We start from the raw sequence: 25,457 nt of genomic DNA on the forward strand, positions 1-25,457 counted from the left end.
CGTCAAGACTTTTGACGAGGTGTTTTTTATGTGGAGAAAAAGAGCAGTTGGCTGGCTAATTGTTAGTTTCATTATTCTTTGTTTTTTAATGGGAAGGCTTATACAGCTGCAGCTTGTTTCAACAGAGCATTTTACAGGCAGGAAAATCAACCTTTTGGAAGCGAGTGTCCGGCAGCGGTCCCAGGAAATGATTATCGATGCCGGGAGAGGGGATTTTCTTGATCGCAGCGGTAATCCCATGACATTTGAAAATAAATCTGTTCTTATATTATTCCCTTTCCTCGCAAGAATGGATTGGGATATAAAAAAAATATCTGAAATTACGGGTGCTTCGGAGTATTCTTTGCGGCATTCTGTTGAGAATGCAAAAGAACCTTTTGCATTTGGAAGTCCGGAGCCCATTCAGCTGTCTTACGATCAAATGGATAAAATCAATGACTTGAAAATTCCGGGTGTCTTTGCTGTTGAAAAGAAATACAGCCGCTCCGAAAAACCTGCATCCCAGCTAATTGGTATTACCGGTCAAAATCAGGACGTCCTTAATGAAAGGTACCCGGACAAAGATCTGTCTCCTGACACAATGATCGGCATTACTGGTATGGAGAAGAGCTTTGATGAATTTCTGCTTCCTGAAGGGGCATCAAAACTTGTTTATCATGTGGATGGAACAGGCGGGCCCCTGTTTGGAATCGATGTAAAATATGTTGAGCCGGCAAATCCCTTTTATCCTGTCAATATTAGGACAACTTTGGACTACGATTTGCAGATGATGGCTGAAAAATTGGCGGATCAGCATGGGATAAAAAAAGGCGGTATTGTACTTCTTGATATAGATACTAATTCAATTTTGGCAATGGTGTCGCGTCCATCGCTTAATAAACATAATCCATTTGATGAAGAAAGCAGAGGGACGATTAATCATATGATTAAACAGCAGATCATGGGATCGGTTTTTAAAACGGTGGTCGCCGCAGCCGCAATTGATCATGGTCTGGACGATCCTAAGAGGCAATTTGACTGCAGCAGGAAAATAAATGGGGAACCAGATCTTAAATATCAGCATGGCATGCTGAATTTCGATGAGAGCTTTGCCAGAAGCTGTAATAATACATTTGCTTCCATTGCTAAGGAATTAAAAGATATTAACCCGGATCTCCTTGAGGAATATGCGGAAAAACTGTCATTAATAGGTCCTGTAAGCTGGGAGGGGGATATTTATCACTTCAGCGATTTTAAACAGCTTCAGGACGAAGAAAAAGGAAGGGTGTTTCTGTCTGAAGATGCTAAAAAAGACAGTAATTTTGCAGGCCTGACAGGGATTGGGCAGCATGAAGTGAGGGCTACTCCACTCGCTGTTGCCAACATGATGGCAACTATAGCCAAAGGAGGAGAGAAAGAAATGGTCCGGGTTGCGTCAGAAATTGAATATAAAAACAGTACATCTCTTATAGAATTCGAGAAACAGAAGCTGCAGGGAGAAATAATTGCCCCGTTTACCGCTATGAAGCTTCAAAGGCTGCTAAGGGAAGTAGTAATCAATGAAGATGGGACCGGCCGATGGTTTAAAGAACTTCCTTACGAAGTTGCAGGCAAATCCGGCACTGCAGAAACAGGCATAATGGCAGATGGAAAGCAGCTTCACAATAAATGGTTCGCTGGTTATTTCCCATATAAAAATCCAAAATATGCCCTTGTAACTGTAAACTTGGAAGTTACTGAAGACACAGGAGGAGTGAATTCGCTCTTTGCTGATATTGTGAAAGAAATCTATAACTATAATCATAAACAAGAAACTCCTCCATTGGGCTCTGCAGACCAGTAAACAAATATGGTATAGTGTAACTTTCCGTATACTGCTGTCGTCCATTTAATTGCCGCGAGTACAGGTGTCCATAGGTTATTTCTTTTAACATAACCTGATTCCATGTTAGAATGTTGACAGCCGCTGTTTGGGCAATAGCCCTTGTGCGGATGGGGGTAAATAATTTCTACTCATTTTTTATTAAACCTATAAGTCTGATAATAGATTGGGGAGGAGAAAGTCTTGAAAGGGAATAACAGAGAATCCCGTTTTGGAAAACGGGAAAAAAGAAAAAAAACCAATATCATCTTAAATAGCCTTATTGCACTTGTCATCATCCTTATTATTGTTGTATCAGCCAAAATATTCTTAGGCGGTAATAATGACCAGGCACTTCCTGCCGATGAACAGACAGCATCTGAATCGAAGCAAAATGAGAAAAACAAGGAAGATAATGGCAATGATATAGAGCGAAACAAGGATAAAGGCGAAGAGAAAGCAGATAAAGAGTCTGAAGAAGAAGAAAAAGAAACAGAAGAGAATGCTGAAGAGGAGCCTGAAGAAGATAAAGAACAAGTCGTAACAGAAGGCGGAAGCGGGCCTGACGTTGAAAAAACGATTGAAAATCCAGCATGGAAACCAGTCGGAACCTCTCAAACCGGAGAGCATACTGCTGTCTACGATCAAAATCATGCAGATTGGCAGGAAATGCTCAGTGCCATTTCTTATGCTACAGGTGTTGATCAGGGCAATATGACTGTTTGGTTCCTTGGGAATAATGGGCCAAACAGCTCTGTTGGGACAATTTCCACAAAAGATCAAAGTGAGAAGTACCGTGTCTATATAGACTGGGTTGACGGAGAAGGATGGAAGCCATCCAGAGTAGAGGTCTTAAATGAAATAAATTAATTAATAAGGACGCCAAGGCGTCCTTATTTTTTTGCTTTAAAGTGGACTACCGCCGAGAAATAAGTCCTTCCATTCTCATCAAGATGCATTTGATGCGATACATGGTGGACAGATAATAGGATGGCTTTATTATGCTCAATCTGTAAATTTATCTTCCTTTCAAGCTCCTTTATAGTAGGCGCCTCATAAAACTCAACCTTATCTTCTATCAAATCAAACTGGAAATTCATCATGATTCCCCCTTCCCTTCGATACTATCTTTTATTTTATGGGGTGAGTTTTAGTCTGGCAACTTTCAAAACCTGAGAGGTTAATGCATGAATTATTTACGAATATGGCAAACATCCCGTCTATGATGGTAGAATAGAGTTTGCATAAATCATATGGGCATGCTATTACCAGGAAGTAATCAAAGCATAGAAAATCAGAAAGAGGTTTTAAAATGAAAATAGCTATTATCGGAGCAATGGAAGAGGAAGTTACTTTACTTAGAGATAAAATAGAAGATAAGCACCAGGAAACTATTGCCGGATGCGAGTTTACAGCAGGGAAAATGAATAGCGCGGATGTTGTGCTGCTCCGTTCTGGAATAGGCAAAGTAAATGCAGCGATGTCGACTGCCATCCTTTTGGAGCGGTACAAGCCGGATTATGTCATTAACACCGGTTCAGCTGGAGGATTTAATCCTGAACTGAATGTAGGAGATACGGTAATTTCGACTGAGGTTAGACATCATGATGTAGACGTGACCGCTTTTGGCTACGAATATGGACAGGTACCTCAATTGCCTGCAGCATTCGAAGCCGATCACAGCCTCGTGCAGATTGCTGAAGCATGCGCCAGGGAAATTGGGGATATTCAGGTTGTCAGAGGGTTAATTGCCACCGGTGACTCTTTCATGAATGATCCGGCAAGAGTGGATTATATCCGTGATAAATTTACAGACCTTCAGGCAGTAGAAATGGAAGCAGCAGCGGTTGCGCAGGTTGCTCATCAGTTTGGGACTCCTTTTGTTGTCATCCGTGCCCTGTCAGACATAGCAGGAAAAGAATCCGATGTTTCATTTGAGCAATTTTTGGAGAAGGCAGCACTTCATTCTGCTACACTTGTAATGAAGATAGTAGATGCCATTAAGAATAACAAATAAAAAAGGTCAGGCGCTTGTACATGAATCAGCTTTTCCCTTTTTTTCCAATCTTACATTATTTACATCACCTTCACGCTTGCTAAGTATGTTAAAGTAGAATTATAGTCTTTCTTAGAAGGTGATAATAAATGATGAACGAAGCAAAGCACTTATATGAAAAAATGGTGGATTTCAAGCGGTTTGCAATTTCAATGCTCGCTGTCGGATCGTTTTTTTACATTGGTTTAATTATCCCTGACACAGCAAATACAGTTTCTGATTTATATATAATGGCTGGATCTTCTTCAGCTTTCCTAATAGGCTCAATCCTTTTCTTTATCCTTTCCAAGCGATGCAGAACGAAATTGAATGAAACGGATGAAGGCCAGGAATACCTCATGAGAAAATAATGAAAAAAACGCCCGGATTCCCGGGCGTTTTTTTCATAAATTAAAATTCTTAATAAAAATGAATAAAAAAGGTTTACAAACTGCATAATCGTGGATATAATTACCAGTGTAAGTGAAAATTCTAAAAAGGAGGTCGAATGAAATGATGCTAACTGCAATTGTATTAGAAACACAGCTAAATAAATATTGTACAAATTCGACCTACATGGAATGGATCGCTTAGATTTACTTTATTGACATTATATATCCATGCCGCAGGGAGAATTGTGCCCTGCGGTTTTTTATGCCTAAATGGCAGGCCGCTGGGAGTATATCTCTTTGCGGCTTTTTTGTGCCTTTTGGCAGGATATGAAAGAGGAGGTGGAATATCTAATGACATTAAATATCTTATTTTTGACAGTCACGATAAAAAAACGTCACGTATCAGCAGAAGATGTTGTTCGTGAACAAATGGCTAAAAAAATTATTGAACAAAATCGTGATCGTCAATTCTCTATTTATCGTCCATTTTAATTTCAGTGACAAAAAATCAAGAAAGGTGGTTTGTTAAATGATTTACATTTTACAAGGACGTCAGGCAATTTTCTGGGTGGAGAAAGATTCCACCTAACAAAGCTGTAACCGGTTAGGAGGTAAGAAGCGTGTCTTTGCATATTTTAATTTTAACCTTGAAATTCCGAAAAAAAAGGAACTGATCCACTTGATGCGGATTAACAGAATGTTCACATTCCTCCCATTTTCTGAAGCAAAAACCATGTTACATTAAAGAAAAGAAGGATTTAAAAAAGGGGTGTGGAAGATGTTCTGGATCGTAATGGGATTGGTTGTGTGCGGTACTGTCGGCTGCATCATTTCTGCTGAGGTAAGCGTAACAGAGTAATATGAAATATTAAAAATAGGACTGACTTCCAGATTGAGAAGTCAGTCCTTTTTGTTCGGGTAAATCCAGAGAAATAGGACAATTACAGAAACTGCGATCAATATCAGCAAGGTCTTTAAAGAAAAACCTTCAAAAATAAACTTTGCAAGGCTGTCAAGAAAAACAATAAAAAATACGAGGGCTAAAATTATTCTCTGACCATTCAAATCATCAAGACCTCTTTCTTCCTGATTATTTATATAACTTTAAACGGAGCTATGTATACCGCATGCCGGCGATAAAAATTATACCATGAATGATTATATCCTATCATCATAGCGAAAAGCTTTAATGAAGGTCTATTGGCTGAAAAAATGAGGGACGGAATTTTTTCTGAGGAAATTATCTGAATTGGACAGACAAAAACAACTCCATCCATACATAGGAATTAGTTATAGGCATTTTTGAACGCATTATAAGCGGGGGTGGAACGATGTCCGGTATTTTAACTGCACTCGGGTTTTTGGTTAAGGAGATAGTGTTTCTTGTATCTTATGTAAAAAATAATGCATTTCCTCAACCGCTGTCTCCTGCAGATGAAAAGAAATACCTGCGTTTGATGGCTGCAGGCGATTCGCATGCCCGTAATATGCTTATTGAACATAATCTAAGGCTGGTTGCCCATATTGTAAAGAAATTCGAAAATACAGGAGAGGATTCCGAGGATCTGATTTCAATTGGGACAATCGGACTGATAAAGGCCATCGAGAGCTATTCGGAAGGGAAAGGCACAAAGCTTGCCACCTATGCAGCCCGCTGTATTGAGAATGAGATACTGATGCACTTGAGGGCACTGAAGAAGACTAAAAAAGATGTATCCCTTCATGATCCTATCGGGCAGGACAAAGAAGGCAATGAAATATCTCTTATTGATGTTCTTAAGTCGGAATCTGAGGATGTTATTAATACGATTCAGCTAAATATGGAGCTGGAAAAGGTGAAGGAGTACATTGATGTTTTAGATGACAGAGAAAAAGAAGTCATTGTCGGCAGGTTCGGACTTGACCTGCAAAAAGAAAAAACACAAAGAGAAATTGCCAAAGAGCTTGGCATCTCAAGAAGTTATGTCTCCAGAATTGAAAAGAGAGCATTAATGAAAATGTTTCATGAGTTTTATCGGGCGGAAAAGGAAAAAAGGAAAAATAACAGCTAAAGGGACAGTTTGACTGTCCCTTTAGTTATTCAATTCTGCCGTTTTTCAATAATAGCTTCCAGTTCTCACCGCTGTCTGCAGATTCATATACATCTTTGAGATAAGTTGAAACAGCAAGCTTTCCGTCAGAGTTATGATCGGCAGCAATGTATGTAATAGGGTTGTCATAGCTTAGAAAAGGGATTTCAATCTGTGAGTTTTCCATCGTTTTGAGATCGATTTTGCTCATTTGAACCTTTTCCTTATCTGCAAACGCATAATACAAGCTGTTTTCCGTAAATGCGAGGGCTGTAGCCATAATTGGCTCAGATACTAATTTTACAGTTTCTCCTTTATCCTGTGAGTAAAAGATGCCGCTTCTTGTTGACATTGCCATGATTTCCGGATTAGTTGGGTGTGCTGCGATCATACCAAGTGTGTCGGCCTCAAGTCCTTTTAAGCTTATTGGATCCCATGTTTTTCCTGCATCCTGAGAGCGGTATACACCTGCCTTGAGCTCATCGTTATTTTCCTGATTAATCATATAGATGATTTTGGTATCATATCCGGCAGCTAAAAAAGGAAAGGAACTTGTTCCGCTAAAAGCCAATTTCTTGAAAGAAGCTCCGTTATCTGTACTTTTCACAATGCCTAGGGGGTTTTTAATAACGGAGTTCTTATCAGGATGGCCGCTGACAATAAATCCATCTTTGACTGCCTGAAACCCCATATAGTCATGGTTAAGAGAAGTGGTCTCGTGCCAAATGCCATCTCTGAAAAACTTTAAGCCTTCGCTGGATGAAAGGTAAAGTCCGGTATCATTTCCGGGATAGCCAATTCCTTGAATATGCTCGATTTGCTGAGCTGAGGCCTCAACAATAGTATAGTCAGTCGCCTCTGAAGTTTTATTTGAAGGTACATCAGCAGTTTTCTCACTTTGCTCATCCTCAACAGAACAGCCTGCTATGAGCAATAAAAGGAGAACCGCCAAAATTGTTCTGCCTTGTTTCATTCGTTTCACTCCAATCCATAACATTTCAATAGTTATAATTATCGATGTCATTATATAGTATTTCAGCAAAAAATAAAAAACCCTTGCCTGTGGAAGGGTTCAGATTAATGGCTCGCTGCTATGAGTGAAGAAAAAACTTATTCCTCTCCTTATACTTGATATCAGAAAGGTGTTTTGTCATTTTGCCTGACCCCTTACAGGCAGGGCAGGTTTTCTTTATGAATTTACATGCTGTTATGCTGCCTGTGCCTTTGCATTTCTTGCAGATGGAGATAATCTTCATTTAACACTCCTCCCATAAAATTCCTTCTGCTATATTCTATGAATTGCTCTAATAGAGGTGCTAAGAAAACATCGATTTTTAGCAGTAATTTAGTACAAAAGCCTAAGCGATTGTCCATTTTTTACATATCCTAGTAATAGAAGGCGAAGGGAGGTAATTGGTTATGCCTTATGGTTATGGCGGTTATCCTGTTCCCCCTCCTTATCCATGCGGTTATTATGGAGGGGGCGGTTTCTGGCTGGCCCTTGCAGTTGTCCTGCTGATCCTGCTGCTTGTTTTTGGGGGATTTGCTTATTATGGCGGCTATTTCAGGTAGCGATAACCAGCATTTGGCTCATATCTTAGGGTATGGGCTTCTTTTAATTGTGTTATTTAATAGAAATTTCGGAAAAATCAAGGTATAATATTTCTGCAGCCGAAACTTTTTATGGGGGGATAATATGACTGCAACAGCATATTCGTCAGTGTGGGATTTAGATGTTTTTTTTAAGGGTGGAAGCGACTCAGCTGAATTTAAACAGCATTTACAGGAAACAAGAAAACATATTGATTCATTTTCAGATCTAATACATAATTGGGAGCCTTCTAACTCAGCCGAAGATGCAGCTGAAATAAGTAAAATTATTGAGATGTTTCAGCAGACGGCAAAAAAAGTGCGCCAGGCCGGAGCTTTTGTGAGTTGTCTACAGGCTCAAAATACCGAAGACAAAAAAGCGAAAGACCTTAGAGGGTCTACTACGGAATTGAGTGCAGGTTTTCAAAACGCTTTAACTGTATTTGATCAGAAGCTGGCAAGTTTAGAGCGCGATGCATGGGAGCAAATAATAAATGATAAGGATTTAAATGAACTCTCATTTGTATTAAGGGAGCGCCGCGAAAATGCCTCAGAAAAACTTTCGCAGGAGGAAGAGACTGTTATTAATGCTCTTGCCGTTGATGGTTACCACGGATGGGGCCAAATGTATGACGTAATAGTAGGAAACATAAAGATTCCATGCACTGAAAATGGGGAGTTAAAACAGCTTTCAGTAGGACAGGCCGCCAATAAGTTTTCAAGTCCTGACAGAAAGGTGCGCAAGGAAGTTTTTGACAATTGGGAAAAGTCATGGAACAGCCAGTCTGACTATTTATCCAAGACACTAAATCACTTAGCAGGCTTTAGATTAAATGTATATAAATTAAGAGGATGGAATGACTTTCTAAAGGAACCTCTGGATTTAAACCGAATGAAAAAAGAAACTCTGGAAACAATGTGGGAGGTAATTTCACGAAATAAAGCACCTTTTGTTAAATATTTGGAGAGAAAGGCAAAGCTTTTAGGTTTAGAGAAATTAAGCTGGTATGACCTGGATGCGCCGCTCTCCGAGTCAGAAACGAAATTATCCTATCAGGAGGGCGCAGAATTTATCCTTGAGCAGTTTGCCCACTTCGGAGAAGAGATGACCTCCTTTTCTAAAAGAGCCTTTGAAGAAAAGTGGATTGAAGCAGAGGACCGTCCAGGAAAGGCGCCAGGCGGTTTTCATACTTACTTCCCTGAGGACAGCCAATCAAGAATCTTTATGACATACTCAGGGACCCCATCCAATGTTTCTACTCTGGCACATGAACTCGGGCATGGTTTTCATACATATGCCATGAGAGATCTTCATTTGCTGAATCGAAATTATGCCATGAATGTTGCAGAGACAGCTTCTACTTTTGCAGAAATGATTGTCTCTGATGCAGCAGTCAAAAATGCAGGGTCAGAAGAAGAGAAACTGGCACTTTTAGAAGATAAAGTTCAAAGATCTGTTGCATTGCTAATGAATATCCATGCACGATTCCTGTTTGAAAACAGATTCTATGAAGAAAGAAAACAGGGAAATGTGAGTGCCGACCGTCTGAATGACATCATGACGGCAGCCCAAAAAGAGGCTTATGGCGACGCACTTGATGAGTATCATCCATCCTTCTGGGCTTCAAAACTACACTTCTTTATTACTGGCGTGCCATTCTATAATTTCCCATATACTTTTGGGTATTTATTCTCGCTTGGAATCTATGCACAGGCACTAAAAGAGGGGAAAGGGTATGAAGAAAAATATATAGCATTATTAAAGGATACTGCATCGATGACAGTTGAAGATTTAGCGATGAAGCATTTAAATGCCGATTTAACCAAGCCTGAGTTCTGGGAAAGCGCTGTTCAATTATGCATGGATGATGTGGAAGAGTTCCTGGCATTAACAGAAGATAAGTAAATATAGAAGCCGCGCTCTTATTTTGAGCACGGCTTTTTTACATTTTTTTCAGCCTGAAAGGGCTTATCATTAAAATTGAAAGTATCAGCATTATGAAAAGGAATATTGGTGAAGGCCAATATGGAACCGCCAGAAAGCATAAAGTGGCGAGGCATCCGGAAGCTGTTATTGGCAGCCCGGTAAAATAGCCGTCGTTATTCTCACTAATGTTAAAACGCGCTAGCCGCAAAGCTCCACATCCTATATATAGAGCAGTCAGGAAGGCGCCGGGTGCCCCGAATTCATAAAGTACTCTCGTGTATAGGAGCAATGCAGGTGCAACTCCAAACGAAATAATATCACTCATCGAATCCAGCTGTTTTCCTAAATCCGATTCAATATTCATTTTCCTTGCTGTCATCCCATCAAACCGGTCAGCAAGAGCTGCGATAAAGATCAGCAGCACACTCAATTTCAAATTGTCATTAATAGAAAATAAAATAGCAAAGCACCCTAAGAACAGGTTAGACAGAGTTAAGATATTGGCTGTCTGTGCCTTTAGCTTCTTGATGGTTAAATCAAGAACATCCTGAAAAAACATATCAAACACTCCTTGCAACGGGGAATCACAGCTTGCAGACTATAGGAAGTTTTTCTAACAGCTATGTGTTAATGTCTGGAAATTGGGAACTATCAGGAAGGGTAGAAAAAGAAGTAATCCGCAAATTTACTGAAGCCAATAATAAAAAAGAGCCAAATCTGAGGAAGTCTATGGCAAACTTAGTTTTATATGTTATATAATAATATTTTATTCTATGCTTTTTATGCCTGTTCGTAAAGAACATATTTAGTTAGGGGGCATTTCTTTTGTTAAAACCTGTATATCGACTGCTGATTGAATTGACAAATGGAAGATGGACATCCGGTATACTTCAGAAATTTGCACAATCAAATTTAAGCAGGAGGGTCATTCCTTCATTTTCAAGAATTTATAATATTAATGAGAGTGAAATGGAAAAAAAACTGCATGAATATCCAACACTTCATGAGTTTTTCATTAGAAGGCTGAAGGAAGGTGCACGAGTAACGGACGAAAACCCTAATTCAGCAGTAAGTCCTGTAGATGCTGTAATCGAAGATATTGGGGATATCCGGGAGGATCGTATAATTACAGTAAAAGGGAAGAACTATTCCATCTCTGAGATGCTTGGTGCAAATAAAGCAGGGAAATATGCAGGCGGCACTTACATGATCTTTTATTTAAGTCCGAGCCACTACCACAGAATACACAGCCCGGTCACTGGAAAAGTAGCAGATCAATGGATTCTGGGTTTAAAATCTTTTCCGGTTAACAAATGGGGTTTAAAATATGGAAGAGAAACGCTTTCTAAAAATTTCCGGAGTATAACTGAAGTAAGGCATGGTGAAGCTGCAATTGCGATTGTGAAGGTTGGTGCTATGTTTGTAAATTCCATTGAGCTTACCCATGAAGGGGACCAGCTTGAAAAAGGAAAGGAAATGGCCTATTTTACATTTGGCTCTACCGTCATTCTCTTATTTGAGAAGGGGAAATTCCAACTTGAAAAGTCAATTAAGACTCCTGCTCACATTAAAGTTGGGGAGCGGATTGGAACCCTATTGTGATTGTGCAGGCCAATTGTTTCAGGTTTTAAATATGGAGAATAAAAAAAGCCCTATGCAGGGCTTGTCCATTTTTAGGATGTAACTTTTATTCTGTTTGATAGTGAACGACGGTGGATTTCTGTTTCAATTAAACGGATGAAGTCTTTGCTTAGCTGCAGTTCCTTTGCTTTATAATAGGATTCGATTAATAATTCATCTGACAGTTTACGCATTCCTGTCCCACCTCCAGGTACTTGATATTTCAGCTCTAAAAGGATTATTTTATACATATAATGTAAGATTTTATGTTGTACCCCTACTCTAGCAAATTAAAACGATTAGAACAACTGTTCTCTTATCCACAGGAAACCGTGGATAACCTGTGATTATTTTGTTTATAAAAAGGGAGAAAGTATTAAAACCATATTGGATTATGTGCATAAAGTTATCCACAGGTGTGAGGGGCGGATGGTTTTTGTCGAAAAATTTTTATTTTAAGGGTAAATAATAACTATTCCGTGGAAATTTACTGAGTTTTGAGTGTCTTTCCCCATTTTGTGGAATCGTATAAAATAGAACGGCCAGATTGTATCCGTCATTCTTTATTTTGAAAGAGCGGATGAAATTGGGTATGATGAAGTCGGTGTTTACCTAGTGAAAGGCTGCAGACCCTAATTGTCATTAAAGACCGGGAATTAGTTGAGGTCATTAGAAACATTATTGCCGGACAATATGAATAAATGATTGAGGTGTAACTATAGTGTTAAAGCAATTTTTGCCTAATCAGCATGTTAAAAGTATTTTTGAAATAACTCCACACAGTTTACAGGAAAAGGGAGTTAAAGGGATAATCACGGACCTGGATAATACTCTAGTCGAATGGGACAGGCCGAATGCAACACCGAAGCTGATTAGCTGGTTTGAAGAAATGAAGCAAAGCAACATCAAGGTTACCATTGTGTCTAATAATAATGAAAATCGTGTTAAGGCTTTTTCCGATCCCCTTGATATTCCGTTTATTTATCAGGCTAGAAAGCCAATGGGCAGGGCCTTCCGGAGAGCTCTATCCGAAATGGGACTGAGAAAAGAAGAAACAGTGGTGATTGGTGACCAATTGCTGACTGACGTGCTGGGAGGAAACAGAAGCGGTTTCCATACTATTTTGGTTGTACCTGTAGCTCAAACTGACGGATTTGTTACGAAATTCAACCGTCTGGTGGAGAGACGGATTTTAAATTGGTTCAGAAAAAAAGGAATGATTCAGTGGGAGGATTAAAAAGTGAGTGAAGAACAATTTGTTTGCGTAGGCTGTGGAGTAAAAGTTCAGGCAGATAATCCTGATGAGTTGGGTTATGCTCCTCAATCAGCTCTGCAGAAGGAAACAATTATTTGTCAGCGCTGTTTTAGGCTGAAGCATTATAATGAAGTTCAGGATGTAAGCTTGACTGATGATGATTTTCTGAAGATCCTGAATGAAATTGGACAAAGTGATGCGCTTATTGTGAAGATTGTGGACATTTTTGATTTTAACGGCAGCTGGCTTCCAGGGCTTCACCGTTTTGTGGGCAGCAATAAAATCCTGCTTGTCGGAAACAAAGTTGACCTGCTTCCAAAGTCCGTGAAGACAAACAAGCTGATTAACTGGATGAAGCAGGAATCAAAACAGCTGGGGCTGAAACCGGAAGAAGTTTATTTGGCAAGTGCTGCAAAAGGGTACTCCATTAATGAAATTGCATCAGCCATCGATCATTATCGGGACGGAAAAGACGTTTATGTAGTAGGATGTACTAATGTAGGTAAATCCACTTTCATCAATCGCATTTTAAAAGAAGTAACAGGTGAAGGCGATGTTATCACTACTTCTCACTTCCCTGGGACGACTCTTGATATTATCGAGATACCTCTATCTGACGGAAAGGCTTTGGTGGATACTCCAGGTATAATAAACCATCATCAGATGGCCCATTATGTAGATAAAAGGGATTTAAAGGTGATAACACCTAAAAAGGAGATTAAGCCTAAGATTTATCAGCTGAATGAAGAGCAGACTCTGTTTTTTGGCGGCTTGGCAAGGTTTGATTACATTGCAGGCGGCCGGCGTTCATTTGTTTGCCATTTCTCCAATGAATTAAATATCCACCGCACAAAAACAGAAAAGGCGGATGAGCTATATGAAAATCATGCGGGAGAGATGCTCACACCGCCAAGAAAAGAGCAGATGGAAACCTTTCCGGAACTTGTGAAACATGAATTCACAATTAAAGAACCGAAAACAGATATAGTATTTTCAGGACTTGGCTGGATTACGGTAAATGAGGGCGGGGCCAAAGTAGCTGCATATGTTCCTAAAGGTGTCCATGCCATGATAAGGAAGTCATTAATTTAGGCTGTGTACTTGCATTTTTACGTTTTTCAAAAGGGGTGAGGGTTTTTGAAAAAGCTGTTTGGGGTGATTGGGGATCCAATTTCCCATTCAATGTCCCCCGCTATGCACAATGATTTATTTGAGTTTTACAGTATTGATGCACATTATCAGCCATTCCATATATCCAGTGAGAATCTGACTGACGCTATTAAAGGGTTCAGAGCAATCGGCATTGCGGGATTTAATGTTACAGTCCCCCATAAGGAAGCAATCATCCCTCTTTTAGATGAACTGGATCCTCTGGCGGAGGCAATTGGGGCAGTTAATACAGTGAAAAATCAGGATGGTAAGCTAATAGGCTATAACACGGATGGAAGCGGGTTTGTAAAAGGCCTGCTGAACCAAAAACAATCAATTAATGACAAAAAGGTGCTGATAGTGGGGGCAGGCGGAGCTGCGAGAGGGATTTATTTTACAATTGCTAAAGAAGGTCCGGAGCTTATGGATATTTGCAACCGGACTCCACAAAGGGCAGAACAGATTTTGAATGATTGCCCTTTTAAGGTTCCTGCTCGTGTGCTGAACCGGCAGGAGGCAGAGGAAAGCCTTGAGAAATACGATTTAATTGTTCAGACTACATCAATCGGGATGCATCCGGAAATTAGCAGGATCCCGCTTTCAGTACATAAGCTAAAGCCAGGAGCCTTTGTCAGTGATATCATATATAATCCGCTGCAAACCAGGCTTTTAAAAGATGCTGTTGAAAATGGCGCGGGTATTCAGAATGGGATTGATATGTTTGTATATCAGGGTGCACTTGCTTTCGAAATGTGGACTGGCATCGAACCTGACATTGAAAGAATGAGACAAAAAGTTTTAAATCAGCTGGGAGGATTATCATGCTAACAGGAAAGCAGAAACGTTTTTTACGATCAAAAGCGCATCATTTAAACCCGATTTTCCAAGTGGGAAAGGGCGGGGTAAATGAAAATATGATTAAGCAAGTAGGAGAAGCGCTGGAAGCCCGTGAGTTATTAAAGGTTTCAGTCCTTCAAAACTGTGAAGAAGACAGGGATACGGTGGCACAGCAGCTGTCAGAAGGCGCGAAGGCTGATATTGTACAAATCATCGGAAATATTATTGTTTTATTCAAAGAATCGAAGGAAAACAAACAAATCAACTTGCCGTAAGCTTCCAGGGACTAAACTGAATGTATGGAGGAGTGTAAATGGAAAAGGTAGGCATACTTGGAGGGACCTTTAATCCGCCTCATTTAGGCCATCTCATTATTGCGAATGAGGTAATGTCTTCTCATGGTTTGGATGAAGTCTGGTTTATGCCGAACCATGAGCCTCCCCATAAAAAAAGGTCAGATAATGTCAGCAGCAGTGATCGAATAGAAATGCTGAAACTGGCATTGCAGAATCATCGCGGCTTTAAATTGGAGCTGATTGAACTGGAGCGGGAAGGTCCTTCATTTACCTACGATACGATCAGGATTTTGAAGGAACACTATCCTCAAAAGCAATTTTATTTTATTATTGGAGCTGACATGGTTGAATATTTGCCCAAGTGGCATAACATTGACAAACTTCTTGAATTGATTACCTTTATAGGAGTAAGGCGGCCATCTTACAATTTGCAGACTCCGTATCCGATTCTTTATGCTGACGTTCCTGAAATGGGGATCTCCTCAAGTATGATCAGAAGCCGTGTAAAGGAAGGCGGTACTATACGATATCTGGTACCGGATTCTATAAGGAGTTATATAAAGGAGAATCATTTATATGAATCGTGAAACAGCTCTTGCTATAGTAAAGGAGAAGCTGACTGAACATCGCTACCTTCATACAGTCGGAGTGATGGAAACAGCCATTAAACTTGCAGAGAAATATGGCGCTGATAGTAAGAAAGCTGAATTGGCAGCCATTTTTCATGATTATGCCAAGTTCCGCCCTAAGGAAGAAATGAGGGGAGTTATCATTAAGGAAGGTATGCCAGCCGAGCTTTTGGATTACAATAGTGAACTTTGGCATGCTCCTGTTGGTGCTTTTTTGGCTGAGAAAGAAGCGGGAATCCATGATAAAGAGGTTTTGGATGCAATAAGATATCATACTTCAGGGAGGCCGGGAATGGCACTTCTTGAAAAGATCATTTATCTTGCAGATTATATTGAACCTGGAAGGCATTTTCCGGGAGTTGACGAAGTGCGTGATTTAGCACAGACGAACTTGAACAAGGCATTAATAAAATCTGTCCAAAATACCATCATGTTTTTAATGAAAAAAGGGCAGCCTGTTTTTCCGGCTTCCTTCGAAACTTATAACGACCTTGTAATGAATAAGGAGGATTGATTAAATGAAAGAAAATACAATGCTGATGACGGCAGTAAAAGCAGCGGATGATAAACGTGCAGAAGATATAACGGTTCTTAATATGAAGGGGATTTCCCTGATTTCGGACTACTTTGTTATTTGCCACGGAAACTCTGATAAACAAGTGCAGGCCATTGCTCGGGAAATGAAAGAAAAATCTGAAGAACACGGATTTACGGTTAAGCGAATGGAAGGCTTTGATGAAGCAAGGTGGATTCTGGTGGATATGGGTGATATTGTTGCACATATTTTCCATAAGGATGAAAGAAGCTACTATAATCTTGAGAGACTTTGGGGAGATGCCCCGGTCGAGAACGTTCAGGGCATTCTTAACCAATGAGCTATGGAAAGTTCGCTTATCTGTATGACAGGCTGATGGAAGATGTTCCTTATGACAGCTGGATTAAATTGGTCAATGAAAAGCATGAGGAATTCAATGTTCCAGGCAAACAATTGCTGGATCTTGCGTGCGGCACAGGACAGCTTTCAATAAGGTTAAGTGAGCAGGGCTATGATGTAACCGGTGTGGATTTATCAGAGGATATGCTGGCTGTAGCCCAATCAAAGGCGGAACAGAAAGGTCTGCAAATTCCCTTTTTCCTGCAGAACATGGCAGAGCTTGAAGGGTTTAGTGAATTTGATATTATTGGCATCTTTTGTGATTCTCTGAATTACCTGGAGACAGAATCAGATGTGAAGAAGACCTTCCAGCGGGTCCATAGCCATTTAAGAAACGATGGTCTGTTTATTTTTGATGTTCACTCCATTTATAAAATTATGCAGATATTTATGAACCAGACATTTGCTGAAAATGACGAGGAAATTTCATATATCTGGCACAGCTTTCAGGGCGAATACCCCAATTCTGTAGAGCATGATCTTTCATTCTTTGTTCTTGACGAAAAAACAGGAAAGTATGACCGCTATGACGAACTTCATTTGCAGCGTACTTATCCTATTGATCAATATAAAAGCTGGCTTGAGGAATGCGGTTTTAACCTTGTTGATGTTTCAGCAGATTTTGAAGCAGGACCACCAGGCAGCAAGGCTGAACGAATCATTTTTATTGCAAAGAAAAGACACTAGTAAAAAACAGCCGGGTTCATTCCGGCTGTTTTTTTAAAATAATAAAGGATTTTTTCCGTTAGCATCGAATAGCTAATGGAGAGAATACTGTTTTTTTACTTCGACAAGATCTTCGTCAAACTTGGAGTGTGTAGCCTGGAATAAGTGTTCAAATACACTGCCGAGCTCGCTTTCGAGAATTTTAATTCCCTCTCCTGTAATTCCTCCTTTGACACACACCTTTTCCTGCAATGTAGGCAAAGTATAAAAACCTTTTTTCAGTAATTCCCCAAGCCCGATCAGCATTTCTCCTGCAAGCTTTGTAGCTGTTTCATTATCAATCTCCGTTTCCGCAACTGCCGCATTGATGAAGCGCTGTGTCAAGTAGCTGAAAAAGGCAGGGCCGCAGCTGACAATATCTGAAGAAACCCTGGTAATGGCTTCCTCTATAAAGACAGGCGTGGAGATGCTTTCAAAAAGCTTGTTAAGTTCCCCTTTCCATTGTTCGCTGCACTGTTCACCGAATGATAATAATGAAACTCCTGATAAGGCCCGGTTAGTTATGCTTGGAATCGCCCTCGCTGCTGAACAAGGCACAATTGATTCAAGCTGTTTTACACTAATAGGGCTGGTTATGGACACTACACATTTATCTTCTGACAGGAACGGCAAAATATTTTGAACGACATTATACACATCATGAGGCTTTACACAAATAAAGATCAGCGAAGAACGATGGGCGGCCTCTCTTGCATTATTTACAACGGTAATTTCCTGATGTGTTTCTTTTATTTCCATGGCTTTTGCCACTGTCCGATTGGTTATCGTCATGGAGGCCGGGGAAACGGCTCCTCCATCCAGGAAGGCCTCGGTCAAAATTCTCCCCATATTACCTGTGCCAATGATTCCGATCTTCAATGCTATATCCCTCCCTTAAAAGCAGGCTCTCTCATATAACGATATGTATCAAAAAAACATTTATTCCAAAAAGAAAGGATGGATTCATAGTGCCCGAATGGATAAAAACATATAAATTTTACTTTGCAGGAGGTGCGATTGCATTGGCTGCATTCCTCTATCACTATTTGACACCCGTTCAGGAGACTGAAGTATTTCCTGAGATTGAACAGTCAATTTCATTGAACGAAGAAAATGGTAAAGAAACAGCTGGTGATATGCAGGCTGAACAGGTGCCACAGGCAATGAAAGCAGATATTAAAGGTGCAGTAAAAAACCCGGGAGTGTACGAAGCAAAAGAGGGTGAAAGGGTAATAGACCTGCTGGAAAAAGCAGGCGGACTGACGGGAAAAGCGGATAGCACTAAAATTAATTTTGCTCTCAAAATTACAGATGAAATGGTGATATATGTTCCGGAAGAGGGTGAAATTGTTGAAGAGACCCAAACGGGAGCCGGAAATGTCGAGGCTAAAGGACAGCAGGATAGCGGAAAGGTAAATTTAAACAGGGCAGATGAAACAGAATTGCAGACATTGCCTGGGATTGGCCCCTCTAAGGCTGCAGCGATAATTGAACACCGGGATACAAATGGACCCTTTAAGGATATTGAGGATTTGAAATTAATATCAGGGATAGGGGATAAAACCTTTGAAAAACTCAAAGAGCATATTAGAATAAACTAATTTCATTCCATTGACCTGCACAAGCTTGAGGCTTACACTTATTGAGAGAAAAAGCTATATTTGAATTCAGGGCATTCATGCCTATGTAAAGGGGAGAGACAGATGGACCGGATTTCCTGGAACCAATATTTTATGGCACAAAGCCATTTGCTTGCTTTGAGGAGCACATGTACAAGACTTGCGGTCGGGGCAACCATTGTAAGGGATAAGAGAATCATTGCAGGCGGCTATAATGGATCTATTACCGGCGGTGAACATTGTGTTGATGAAGGCTGCTATGTTATTGATAACCATTGTGTCAGGACCATTCATGCGGAAATGAATGCGATTTTACAGTGTGCAAAATTTGGGGTGCCGACAAGTGAAGCAGAAATATATGTAACTCATTTTCCGTGCCTTCAATGCTGCAAAGCGATTATACAGGCGGGAATTAAAACAGTTTACTACGCACAGGACTATAAAAATCACCCTTATGGAATTGAACTCTTTGAGAAGGCTGGAGTGAAAACTGTCCAGGTGGCAGCTGAAAAAGTATCCTTTGATGACAGCATGCAGGAAAAACGTGAGTTTATAGAAGATTTAATCCATGAGCTTGAAAAAAGCGGTAAAAATCAGGACGTAATGAAAAGCTATAAAGAAAAAAAGGACAAGCTTTTTCAAAAATAAACCACTCAAGGAGCGGCACCTGCAATGATAAGGTGCTGCTCTATTTCAAAAAACTAAAGGAGCAAATGATATGAAAGGCAGATGGATCTACGCAGCTGCTGCCTCACTCCTGGGGAATTTGACATCATTACTTCATCCGGCAATTGCTATTATTTTTTCTCTTCTTGCCCTTTTCCTCTTGAAAAGAAATATCTTGACCAAAAACAACATGACTATCCTGATTTTGATTTACATTGTCTTAATCATAAGGAGTGAATTAGCGGCAGATTATAACAGGACAAGTCTTACAGGAAATGAGGGTGAATTTGAAATTACCCTGTCTGAATCAGTAAAGATAGATGGAGATCTTCTCACAGTCCTAATTGAATTGACCGGAAAAAAAGAAAAGCTGGCTGCCAGTTATAAGATCAAATCCGAAGCAGAACAAAAAATCCTTTCAGACCATCTGAGGATAGGAATGACATGCCGGGTTAATGGCACCTTACAGAATCCTCCAACTTCTACTAATCCTAATTCCTTCAGCTACAAGGATTACTTAAACCACAACAGTATCTTTTGGATCCTCGAATTGGAACAGTTAAACCTCTCTGATTGCACCTGCAATAAAAGCCGCATCACATTACCTATCTTAAAAATGAGGGAGATGGGCACTAATCATATTTTAGAGCATTTCCCTGAACAGACAGCTCCACTGGCAATTGCACTTGTTTTCGGCGATCGGAATTTTGTTGATGAGGATACTATTGCTTCTTATCAGAAAATCGGAATTATCCATTTGCTTGCAATATCCGGACTTCATGTAGGTATGCTTGCTGGAATGTTCTTTCTTGCCGGAATACGGGCCGGTATCACCAGAGAAAATATGACCAGCATCCTAATAATGGTTTTGCCGGTATATGCAATACTGACCGGAGCTGCACCGTCTGTACTGCGGGCTGTGTTTATGATGCTTCTGGTTTTACTGGCAAAGAAGCTGAAGGCCCCTATTCAATTAGCTGATGTTATTTCTATTGTGTTTGCAGGCTATCTTTTTATCTCCCCTTTTATTATATATAATGCCGGGTTTCAGCTGTCTTTTGCTGTTGCCTTATCGCTTATTCTCTCAGCTCCTGCCATCTTCAAAAAATTCACTCATCCCTTCGCTGCCCTCCTGGCTGTCTCCTTTATTTGCCAGATGGCAGCCATTCCGATCCTCCTTTGGCATTTTTATGAGGTATCGATCATTTCCATAATTGCCAATCTGGTCTTTGTGCCTTTGTTTTCTTCCATTGTACTTCCAGTGGTATTAATTCTATTCTTTATTGATTTATTAACAGGGGGAAGGGCAGATTTCTTACTTCATGTATTTGAAAAAATGATTATTTTTCTTAATTGGATTGCTGAAATGCTTTCGGCCATTCCTAATTCGACCCTTATACTTGGCAGGCCATCCGTTTTAATGCTGATCATATATCTTCTGCTGATTCCCGCATTCTTTGCCGGCTGGGAAAGGTCAAAAAACAAAAAAGCCATTATTAAGAACGGAGTGCTTCCCATCCTTGCAATAGTATTTCATTACTTGTCAAATGTGTTTACACCAGCTGGTGAAATTACATTTATTGATGTTGGGCAGGGTGACAGCATACTGATAAAGCTCCCGTATGGGAGAGGGAATTACTTAATAGATGCAGGGGGCGCGCTCATGGTTGAGACTGAGGACTGGAAGATGCGAAGTGATCCATATGAAACAGGAAAGGACACAGTAGTGCCTTTTCTGAAAAGCAAAGGGATCAGTAAAATAGATAAATTTTTTCTCACTCACGGGGATATGGACCACATTGGCGGCGCATCAGCTGTTCTGAGGGAAATGAAGGTAAAGTCTGTAGTGTTTCCACAGGGAGCTAAGTTCTCGGAGGCTGAAAAGGATTTAATTGTACAGGCTAAAAATAACAAAAGTGAAATTGTTTTTACTAAAGCCGGAGATAGCTGGCTTATAGGAGATTCCGTATTTCAAGTTTTGTCCCCGTTTGGCGGGGAGATGGGGGACGGTGAGGAGAAAAATGATGGATCTATTGTCCTTTTTGCCAAAGTGGGAGGGTTAAACTGGCTGTTTACCGGAGATTTGGAGGAACATGGGGAAGGTCAGCTCATAAAGTCTTATCCCAAGTTGAAAGCTGATGTCTTAAAAATTGGGCATCATGGAAGCAAAACCTCTTCAACAGAATTATTTCTCGCTGGAGTAAAGCCGCGGATTGGCGTTATATCTGCAGGCAGAAACAACAGGTATGGGCATCCACATAATGATGTAATGAGCAGGCTGAATGATTATAATGTCAAAGTTTTGAGAACCGATAAGCAAGGGGCGGTTACCTATTTTTTTAAAGAGGATTCAGGAACCTTTTCAGTGCAGCTTCCATAGTATATGTTAGAAAGCATCAGCTTCCAGACATGATAATGCTTAATCGAAATTCCGCCAAAAAAAAGAGGCTGCCTCAGCAGCCTCAATGTGTCAGCGGTATTGTGACACATTGCTGTATGTAGCCATTAAGCTCCTAAAAATTTAATGACTGTTGCAATAATAAATAACGTTGCGAAGAAACCGAATGATACGATGAATCCTACACCAGAGTCGATTGCATCATTACGTTTGCTTTGGACGTTCTTTTCAAATTCGTTCACAGTCTACCCCTCCTATTTCCTATATAGTATAAGTCATTCAAATGAAAAAATCTAGAGTTCGCCTGCCCTTTTCCTGCATTAGCAGGAGTTGTCACAAATATGACGAAACAACAAGGGGAAAATAATAAACAAAGGTGCACCGCAGCTTCCTGAGTTTCCCGGGCCTCAGGGATGCAGCGTTCTATATAGATTGGAAATTGGCGTTCATTTGGACGCCAATTTCTTATGTCTTGTCAAATTGCCATCGCTTCTTTAGGATATATAGTGAATATATTGTTTGGCGAACGGAGAGAAGAAATTGGTTTTTGATATTTGGAACAGAATTAAAGCGAAAAGTTTTGCTCCTATTTACTTATTATACGGAACAGAACCTTATCTTATAAACGAAACGAAGCAGCTTCTGATCAACAATGTGCTAAGCGAAGAGGAAGCTGATTTTAATTTATCCTCTTATGACCTTGAGGAAACCCCCATTGATACAGCGCTTGAAGATGCGGAGACATTTCCGTTTATGGGTGAAAAGAGACTGATCTTTTTACATAACCCGGTTTTTTTAACATCAGAGAAATCGAAAGCTAAACAGGAGCATAACCTGGCTAAGCTTGAAGCCTATATTAAAGAGCCTGCCCCATATTCAGTGGTGGTATTTTCCTCATCGGCAGAAAAACTCGATGATCGGAAAAAAATAACCAAACAATTGAAAAAAACGGCTGCAGTCCTTGAAGCCAAGAAATTAAATGAAGGTGAATTGAAAGCCTGGATCAGGGAACGGGCAGCATTGAACGGTGTGCAGATTGATGAATCGGCTGTTGAGCTGATTTTGACATTGGCAGGCGCCAACCTGTTTATTCTGACCAACGAGATCGATAAATTAGCCCTATATGCGAATGACACAAAGCGGATAGATGAACAAATGGCAGAAAAAATGGTATCACGGTCTTTAGAGCAAAACATTTTTTCCCTAGTAGATAAGGTGGTTCACCGCAAAATAGAAGAAGCCCTGAGAATTTATTATGATTTATTAAAGCAAAATGAAGAGCCCATTAAGATTTTATCTGTTATTACAGGGCAGTTCAGATTGATTTATCAGGTGAAGGAGCTTGCCAGGAGAGGCTACGGCCAGCAGCAGATTGCCGGCTATTTAAAGATTCATCCTTTTCGGGTAAAGCTCGCGGCCGGACAGGCTCAGCTGTTTGCAGACGAAGAACTGGCAGCGATCATAAGCTTGCTTGCTGATGCGGATTACCAAATGAAAACAGGAGGCATGAATAAAACCATGCTGATTGAAATGTTCCTGTTTCGTCTGCAAAGTCAGGCGCTCAGAAAATAGAAAAGCGGAAACGGCTTATGACCCCGAGTCCCTGGGAGCCGCAACTAGACAAGCTTGTGACCTCGAGGGGGTAGGCGCTGGAGCTGGACAGTTCTCGAAGTACAAAGTTATAAATTCTGATTACATAAAAAAAGCGGTCCACAATTTGGACCGCTTTTTTATGTAAAATAAAAGGCTATCCCTTAAGATAGCCGATATCTTTAAACATTAAGCATTTAAAGAGTTCATTTTTTTCATTAAACGAGACTTTTTACGGGCAGCAGCATTTTTGTGGATAAGACCTTTTGCAGCAGCTTTGTCCAGTTTACGAGCAGCATCAGCGAAAGATTCAGTTGCAGCAGCAGAATCGTTGTTTACGATTGCAGCATCAACCTTCTTAACAGCTGTACGCATTGCTGATTTAACAGTCGCGTTTTGAGCGTTGCGAGCTTCGTTAGTTTTAACACGCTTGATAGCAGATTTAATGTTTGGCATTCCATTCACCTCCTGAAAAAGCATCGAGATTCTATAACTCGACATTCACGTTCATTAACAAATTCAGAACAAGTGATATTTTATCAAACACGGGGTGATAATGCAATACTCTGTACTCAAAATTACTGAAGGATAAATCGGGAAGTTCATTTTTATTCTGCATGTTTTTTCATTTTAAAGGCAAAGATAGTATATATCTGAATTTTAGTAATTTGTCTGTTATTTTCCAACCTAATAAGCTGAGATTGTGAGGGATACATATGAAGGAATCAATAGATTTAAGCCAGTACTCAGTTCGAACGGATCTTGCCATTGAAGCCAGGGAAATGGTGATTTCCGGCAGGCAGAAAGACAATGTTCACGAACAGGAGAATCTTTCCCAAATAGAAGGCGTCATAATTAAAGAAAAAGAAGAAAACGATATTAAAATTTCCTTTGTTGAAGTAACAAAGGAAGGAGCAGAAGCATTAGGGAAAAAAGAGGGCAAATATCTGACCCTCGAAGTGACGGGCATACGCCAGCAGGATACCGAGCTCCAGCACAAAGTGGAGACTGTATTCGCAAGTGAATTCTCCCAATTTATAAAGCAGCTGGGCATTAATGAAGATGCATCCTGCTTAATTGTCGGACTGGGCAATTGGAATGTCACTCCCGACGCATTGGGGCCGCAAGTTTGCGAAAATCTGCTTGTTACAAGACATCTCTATCAGCTGCAGCCTGAAAGCGTAGAAGAAGGCTACCGGCCGGTAAGTGCTATTTCTCCAGGGGTGATGGGCCTGACAGGAATTGAAACAAGTGACATTATTCATGGCATTGTTGAAAAAACAAAGCCTGACTTTGTCATTGCGATCGACGCTCTTGCTTCCCGATCAATTGAAAGAGTCAATTCTACCATTCAAATTTCGGATACAGGGATTCACCCTGGCTCTGGTGTAGGGAATAAACGAAAAGAAATCAGTAAGGAGACTTTAGGAATACCTGTTATAGCGATTGGCATCCCAACAGTTGTCGATGCCGTATCCATAACAAGCGATACAATTGATTACATCCTGAAGCATTTTGGCAAGGAAATGAAAGAAGGAGGCCGTCCATCACGTGCTCTTGCCCCTGCAGGAATGACTTTTGGGGAGAAGAGAAAGCTGACAGATGATGATCTGCCGGAGGAACATCATCGAAAAACCTTTCTTGGCATGATCGGAACCTTGCCTGAAGAGGAGAAGCGGAAGCTTATTTATGAAGTACTCTCGCCTTTGGGTCACAACCTTATGGTGACGCCAAAGGAAGTGGATGTATTTATTGAAGATATGTCAAACTTAATTGCTAACGGTTTAAACGCTGCGCTCCACCAGAAAGTGAATCAGGATAATGCCGGATTTTATACAAGATAGAAAATATCCTGTTCTATCTTCTCTAGCAAAGTCATAACATTTACTAGACTAGCAAGGAGAGG

29 protein-coding genes are annotated in these 25,457 nt (G+C 40.4%); 22 read left to right on the forward strand and 7 right to left on the reverse strand.

Annotated features, from left to right (window positions below; genetic code table 11):
* The first annotated feature begins 28 nt into the window (after positions 1-28).
* Together NYE23_RS01450 and NYE23_RS01455 are read left to right on the forward strand one after the other, a co-directional pair.
* Positions 29-1,822: a peptidoglycan D,D-transpeptidase FtsI family protein gene (locus NYE23_RS01450; RefSeq protein WP_341074971.1), complete on the forward strand. Its 1,794-nt coding sequence runs from the start codon at positions 29-31 to the stop codon at positions 1,820-1,822.
* A gap of 222 nt (positions 1,823-2,044) precedes the next feature.
* Positions 2,045-2,710 carry a YrrS family protein gene (locus tag NYE23_RS01455; RefSeq protein ID WP_341074972.1) on the forward strand — a complete coding sequence of 222 codons (666 nt, stop codon included), beginning with the start codon at positions 2,045-2,047 and terminating at the stop codon, positions 2,708-2,710.
* Positions 2,711-2,733: 23 nt separating this feature from the next.
* On the opposite strand, the gene NYE23_RS01460 is transcribed toward NYE23_RS01455, so the two are convergent.
* Complete coding sequence (locus NYE23_RS01460) at positions 2,734-2,940, reverse strand: YrzA family protein (RefSeq protein ID WP_341080563.1); 207 nt, start codon at positions 2,938-2,940, stop codon at positions 2,734-2,736.
* 212 nt (positions 2,941-3,152) lie between these two features.
* Between NYE23_RS01460 and mtnN the strand changes: the two genes are divergently transcribed.
* From mtnN to sigK, 4 genes are all read left to right on the forward strand, one after another.
* Positions 3,153-3,857: a 5'-methylthioadenosine/S-adenosylhomocysteine nucleosidase gene (gene mtnN, locus NYE23_RS01465; protein ID WP_341074975.1), complete on the forward strand. Its 705-nt coding sequence runs from the start codon at positions 3,153-3,155 to the stop codon at positions 3,855-3,857.
* 128 nt (positions 3,858-3,985) lie between these two features.
* Positions 3,986-4,246, forward strand: coding sequence for a YrhC family protein (locus NYE23_RS01470; RefSeq protein WP_035331223.1), 261 nt, complete (start codon positions 3,986-3,988; stop codon positions 4,244-4,246).
* Between the two features lie 372 nt (positions 4,247-4,618).
* Positions 4,619-4,759, forward strand: a complete 141-nt coding sequence (locus NYE23_RS01475; protein ID WP_076257467.1) for a YrzI family small protein — start codon at positions 4,619-4,621, stop codon at positions 4,757-4,759.
* Positions 4,760-5,598: 839 nt separating this feature from the next.
* Complete coding sequence (sigK, locus tag NYE23_RS01480) at positions 5,599-6,318, forward strand: RNA polymerase sporulation sigma factor SigK (RefSeq protein ID WP_035331221.1); 720 nt, start codon at positions 5,599-5,601, stop codon at positions 6,316-6,318.
* Positions 6,319-6,343: 25 nt separating this feature from the next.
* Here sigK and NYE23_RS01485 read toward each other — a convergent pair whose 3' ends face one another.
* Complete coding sequence (locus NYE23_RS01485; protein ID WP_341074979.1) at positions 6,344-7,309, reverse strand: F510_1955 family glycosylhydrolase; 966 nt, start codon at positions 7,307-7,309, stop codon at positions 6,344-6,346.
* Between the two features lie 446 nt (positions 7,310-7,755).
* Between NYE23_RS01485 and NYE23_RS01490 the strand changes: the two genes are divergently transcribed.
* Both NYE23_RS01490 and NYE23_RS01495 read left to right on the forward strand, forming a co-directional pair.
* Positions 7,756-7,908, forward strand: coding sequence for a hypothetical protein (locus tag NYE23_RS01490; protein WP_174749532.1), 153 nt, complete (start codon positions 7,756-7,758; stop codon positions 7,906-7,908).
* Positions 7,909-8,032: 124 nt separating this feature from the next.
* A complete protein-coding gene (locus NYE23_RS01495) occupies positions 8,033-9,832 on the forward strand; it encodes a M3 family oligoendopeptidase (RefSeq protein ID WP_341074980.1) in 1,800 nt (599 codons plus the stop codon).
* 37 nt (positions 9,833-9,869) lie between these two features.
* Here the strand turns inward: NYE23_RS01495 and pssA are convergent, their stop codons facing one another.
* Positions 9,870-10,412, reverse strand: a complete 543-nt coding sequence (gene pssA / locus NYE23_RS01500; protein WP_341074981.1) for a CDP-diacylglycerol--serine O-phosphatidyltransferase — start codon at positions 10,410-10,412, stop codon at positions 9,870-9,872.
* Positions 10,413-10,678: 266 nt separating this feature from the next.
* Between pssA and NYE23_RS01505 the strand changes: the two genes are divergently transcribed.
* Positions 10,679-11,455: a phosphatidylserine decarboxylase gene (locus tag NYE23_RS01505; RefSeq protein ID WP_341074982.1), complete on the forward strand. Its 777-nt coding sequence runs from the start codon at positions 10,679-10,681 to the stop codon at positions 11,453-11,455.
* 71 nt (positions 11,456-11,526) lie between these two features.
* Here NYE23_RS01505 and NYE23_RS01510 read toward each other — a convergent pair whose 3' ends face one another.
* Positions 11,527-11,667, reverse strand: a complete 141-nt coding sequence (locus NYE23_RS01510; RefSeq protein ID WP_035331211.1) for a sporulation histidine kinase inhibitor Sda — start codon at positions 11,665-11,667, stop codon at positions 11,527-11,529.
* A gap of 527 nt (positions 11,668-12,194) precedes the next feature.
* Here NYE23_RS01510 and NYE23_RS01515 point away from each other — a divergent pair.
* The 8 genes from NYE23_RS01515 to NYE23_RS01550 are packed head-to-tail and all read left to right on the forward strand — an operon-like array spanning position 12,195 to position 17,260.
* On the forward strand, positions 12,195-12,710 hold the full coding sequence (locus tag NYE23_RS01515) for a YqeG family HAD IIIA-type phosphatase (RefSeq protein WP_061791112.1): 516 nt from the start codon (positions 12,195-12,197) through the stop codon (positions 12,708-12,710).
* Positions 12,711-12,713: 3 nt separating this feature from the next.
* Positions 12,714-13,820, forward strand: coding sequence for a ribosome biogenesis GTPase YqeH (yqeH, locus tag NYE23_RS01520; protein WP_341074983.1), 1,107 nt, complete (start codon positions 12,714-12,716; stop codon positions 13,818-13,820).
* Positions 13,821-13,865: 45 nt separating this feature from the next.
* Complete coding sequence (gene aroE / locus NYE23_RS01525) at positions 13,866-14,705, forward strand: shikimate dehydrogenase (RefSeq protein ID WP_341074984.1); 840 nt, start codon at positions 13,866-13,868, stop codon at positions 14,703-14,705.
* Positions 14,699-14,989, forward strand: coding sequence for a ribosome assembly RNA-binding protein YhbY (yhbY, locus tag NYE23_RS01530; protein ID WP_341074985.1), 291 nt, complete (start codon positions 14,699-14,701; stop codon positions 14,987-14,989). Before aroE ends, yhbY begins: the two co-directional genes overlap by 7 nt.
* Positions 14,990-15,027: 38 nt before the next feature.
* Positions 15,028-15,597, forward strand: a complete 570-nt coding sequence (locus NYE23_RS01535) for a nicotinate-nucleotide adenylyltransferase (RefSeq protein ID WP_341074986.1) — start codon at positions 15,028-15,030, stop codon at positions 15,595-15,597.
* Complete coding sequence (yqeK, locus tag NYE23_RS01540) at positions 15,587-16,153, forward strand: bis(5'-nucleosyl)-tetraphosphatase (symmetrical) YqeK (RefSeq protein ID WP_341074987.1); 567 nt, start codon at positions 15,587-15,589, stop codon at positions 16,151-16,153. Before NYE23_RS01535 ends, yqeK begins: the two co-directional genes overlap by 11 nt.
* Positions 16,154-16,157: 4 nt before the next feature.
* Positions 16,158-16,514, forward strand: a complete 357-nt coding sequence (gene rsfS / locus NYE23_RS01545; protein ID WP_048010312.1) for a ribosome silencing factor — start codon at positions 16,158-16,160, stop codon at positions 16,512-16,514.
* Positions 16,511-17,260, forward strand: a complete 750-nt coding sequence (locus NYE23_RS01550; protein WP_341074989.1) for a class I SAM-dependent DNA methyltransferase — start codon at positions 16,511-16,513, stop codon at positions 17,258-17,260. The genes rsfS and NYE23_RS01550 overlap by 4 nt, the downstream gene beginning before the upstream one ends.
* A 72-nt stretch (positions 17,261-17,332) precedes the next feature.
* On the opposite strand, the gene comER is transcribed toward NYE23_RS01550, so the two are convergent.
* Positions 17,333-18,157, reverse strand: a complete 825-nt coding sequence (gene comER, locus NYE23_RS01555) for a late competence protein ComER (RefSeq protein WP_341074990.1) — start codon at positions 18,155-18,157, stop codon at positions 17,333-17,335.
* An 89-nt stretch (positions 18,158-18,246) separates the two neighbouring features.
* Between comER and NYE23_RS01560 the strand changes: the two genes are divergently transcribed.
* The 3 genes from NYE23_RS01560 to NYE23_RS01570 all read left to right on the forward strand — a co-directional run bounded on the left by NYE23_RS01560 (position 18,247) and on the right by NYE23_RS01570 (position 21,943).
* The gene (locus NYE23_RS01560; RefSeq protein ID WP_341074992.1) at positions 18,247-18,879 is read left to right on the forward strand and encodes a helix-hairpin-helix domain-containing protein; all 633 of its coding nucleotides are present in this window, start codon (positions 18,247-18,249) and stop codon (positions 18,877-18,879) included.
* 102 nt (positions 18,880-18,981) lie between these two features.
* Positions 18,982-19,545 (forward strand): ComE operon protein 2, encoded by a 564-nt coding sequence (locus NYE23_RS01565; RefSeq protein ID WP_341074994.1) that lies wholly within the window; start codon positions 18,982-18,984, stop codon positions 19,543-19,545.
* A 70-nt stretch (positions 19,546-19,615) separates the two neighbouring features.
* The gene (locus tag NYE23_RS01570; protein WP_341074995.1) at positions 19,616-21,943 is read left to right on the forward strand and encodes a DNA internalization-related competence protein ComEC/Rec2; all 2,328 of its coding nucleotides are present in this window, start codon (positions 19,616-19,618) and stop codon (positions 21,941-21,943) included.
* Positions 21,944-22,068: 125 nt separating this feature from the next.
* Here the strand turns inward: NYE23_RS01570 and NYE23_RS01575 are convergent, their stop codons facing one another.
* Positions 22,069-22,203, reverse strand: coding sequence for a YqzM family protein (locus NYE23_RS01575; protein WP_035331183.1), 135 nt, complete (start codon positions 22,201-22,203; stop codon positions 22,069-22,071).
* Between the two features lie 298 nt (positions 22,204-22,501).
* On the opposite strand from NYE23_RS01575, the gene holA reads away from it, so the two are divergent.
* Positions 22,502-23,533, forward strand: a complete 1,032-nt coding sequence (gene holA / locus NYE23_RS01580; RefSeq protein WP_341074996.1) for a DNA polymerase III subunit delta — start codon at positions 22,502-22,504, stop codon at positions 23,531-23,533.
* Between the two features lie 207 nt (positions 23,534-23,740).
* On the opposite strand, the gene rpsT is transcribed toward holA, so the two are convergent.
* Positions 23,741-24,007, reverse strand: coding sequence for a 30S ribosomal protein S20 (rpsT, locus tag NYE23_RS01585; protein WP_341074997.1), 267 nt, complete (start codon positions 24,005-24,007; stop codon positions 23,741-23,743).
* Positions 24,008-24,267: 260 nt separating this feature from the next.
* Here rpsT and gpr point away from each other — a divergent pair, with 260 nt between their 5' ends.
* Entirely contained in the window at positions 24,268-25,395 is a 1,128-nt protein-coding gene (gene gpr, locus NYE23_RS01590; RefSeq protein ID WP_341074998.1) for a GPR endopeptidase, read from the forward strand.
* Positions 25,396-25,457: the final 62 nt, after the last annotated feature.

It is taken from the genome of Cytobacillus sp. FSL H8-0458 (assembly GCF_038002165.1).
GTDB lineage: Bacteria > Bacillota > Bacilli > Bacillales > Cytobacillaceae > Cytobacillus.

Bases quoted from the DNA above. Each gene is read 5' to 3' on its own strand.
- NYE23_RS01450 (WP_341074971.1), top strand. From the start codon at position 29: ATGTGGAGAAAAAGAGCAGTTGGCTGGCTAATTGTTAGTTTCATTATT.
- NYE23_RS01460 (WP_341080563.1), bottom strand. From the start codon at position 2,940: ATGAATTTCCAGTTTGATTTGATAGAAGATAAGGTTGAGTTTTATGAG.
- mtnN (WP_341074975.1), top strand. From the start codon at position 3,153: ATGAAAATAGCTATTATCGGAGCAATGGAAGAGGAAGTTACTTTACTT.
- NYE23_RS01470 (WP_035331223.1), top strand. From the start codon at position 3,986: ATGATGAACGAAGCAAAGCACTTATATGAAAAAATGGTGGATTTCAAG.
- NYE23_RS01475 (WP_076257467.1), top strand. From the start codon at position 4,619: ATGACATTAAATATCTTATTTTTGACAGTCACGATAAAAAAACGTCAC.
- sigK (WP_035331221.1), top strand. From the start codon at position 5,599: ATGTCCGGTATTTTAACTGCACTCGGGTTTTTGGTTAAGGAGATAGTG.
- NYE23_RS01485 (WP_341074979.1), bottom strand. From the start codon at position 7,309: ATGAAACAAGGCAGAACAATTTTGGCGGTTCTCCTTTTATTGCTCATA.
- NYE23_RS01490 (WP_174749532.1), top strand. From the start codon at position 7,756: ATGCCTTATGGTTATGGCGGTTATCCTGTTCCCCCTCCTTATCCATGC.
- NYE23_RS01495 (WP_341074980.1), top strand. From the start codon at position 8,033: ATGACTGCAACAGCATATTCGTCAGTGTGGGATTTAGATGTTTTTTTT.
- pssA (WP_341074981.1), bottom strand. From the start codon at position 10,412: ATGTTTTTTCAGGATGTTCTTGATTTAACCATCAAGAAGCTAAAGGCA.
- NYE23_RS01510 (WP_035331211.1), bottom strand. From the start codon at position 11,667: ATGCGTAAACTGTCAGATGAATTATTAATCGAATCCTATTATAAAGCA.
- yhbY (WP_341074985.1), top strand. From the start codon at position 14,699: ATGCTAACAGGAAAGCAGAAACGTTTTTTACGATCAAAAGCGCATCAT.
- NYE23_RS01535 (WP_341074986.1), top strand. From the start codon at position 15,028: ATGGAAAAGGTAGGCATACTTGGAGGGACCTTTAATCCGCCTCATTTA.
- yqeK (WP_341074987.1), top strand. From the start codon at position 15,587: ATGAATCGTGAAACAGCTCTTGCTATAGTAAAGGAGAAGCTGACTGAA.
- rsfS (WP_048010312.1), top strand. From the start codon at position 16,158: ATGAAAGAAAATACAATGCTGATGACGGCAGTAAAAGCAGCGGATGAT.
- NYE23_RS01550 (WP_341074989.1), top strand. From the start codon at position 16,511: ATGAGCTATGGAAAGTTCGCTTATCTGTATGACAGGCTGATGGAAGAT.
- NYE23_RS01565 (WP_341074994.1), top strand. From the start codon at position 18,982: ATGGACCGGATTTCCTGGAACCAATATTTTATGGCACAAAGCCATTTG.
- NYE23_RS01570 (WP_341074995.1), top strand. From the start codon at position 19,616: ATGAAAGGCAGATGGATCTACGCAGCTGCTGCCTCACTCCTGGGGAAT.
- rpsT (WP_341074997.1), bottom strand. From the start codon at position 24,007: ATGCCAAACATTAAATCTGCTATCAAGCGTGTTAAAACTAACGAAGCT.
- gpr (WP_341074998.1), top strand. From the start codon at position 24,268: ATGAAGGAATCAATAGATTTAAGCCAGTACTCAGTTCGAACGGATCTT.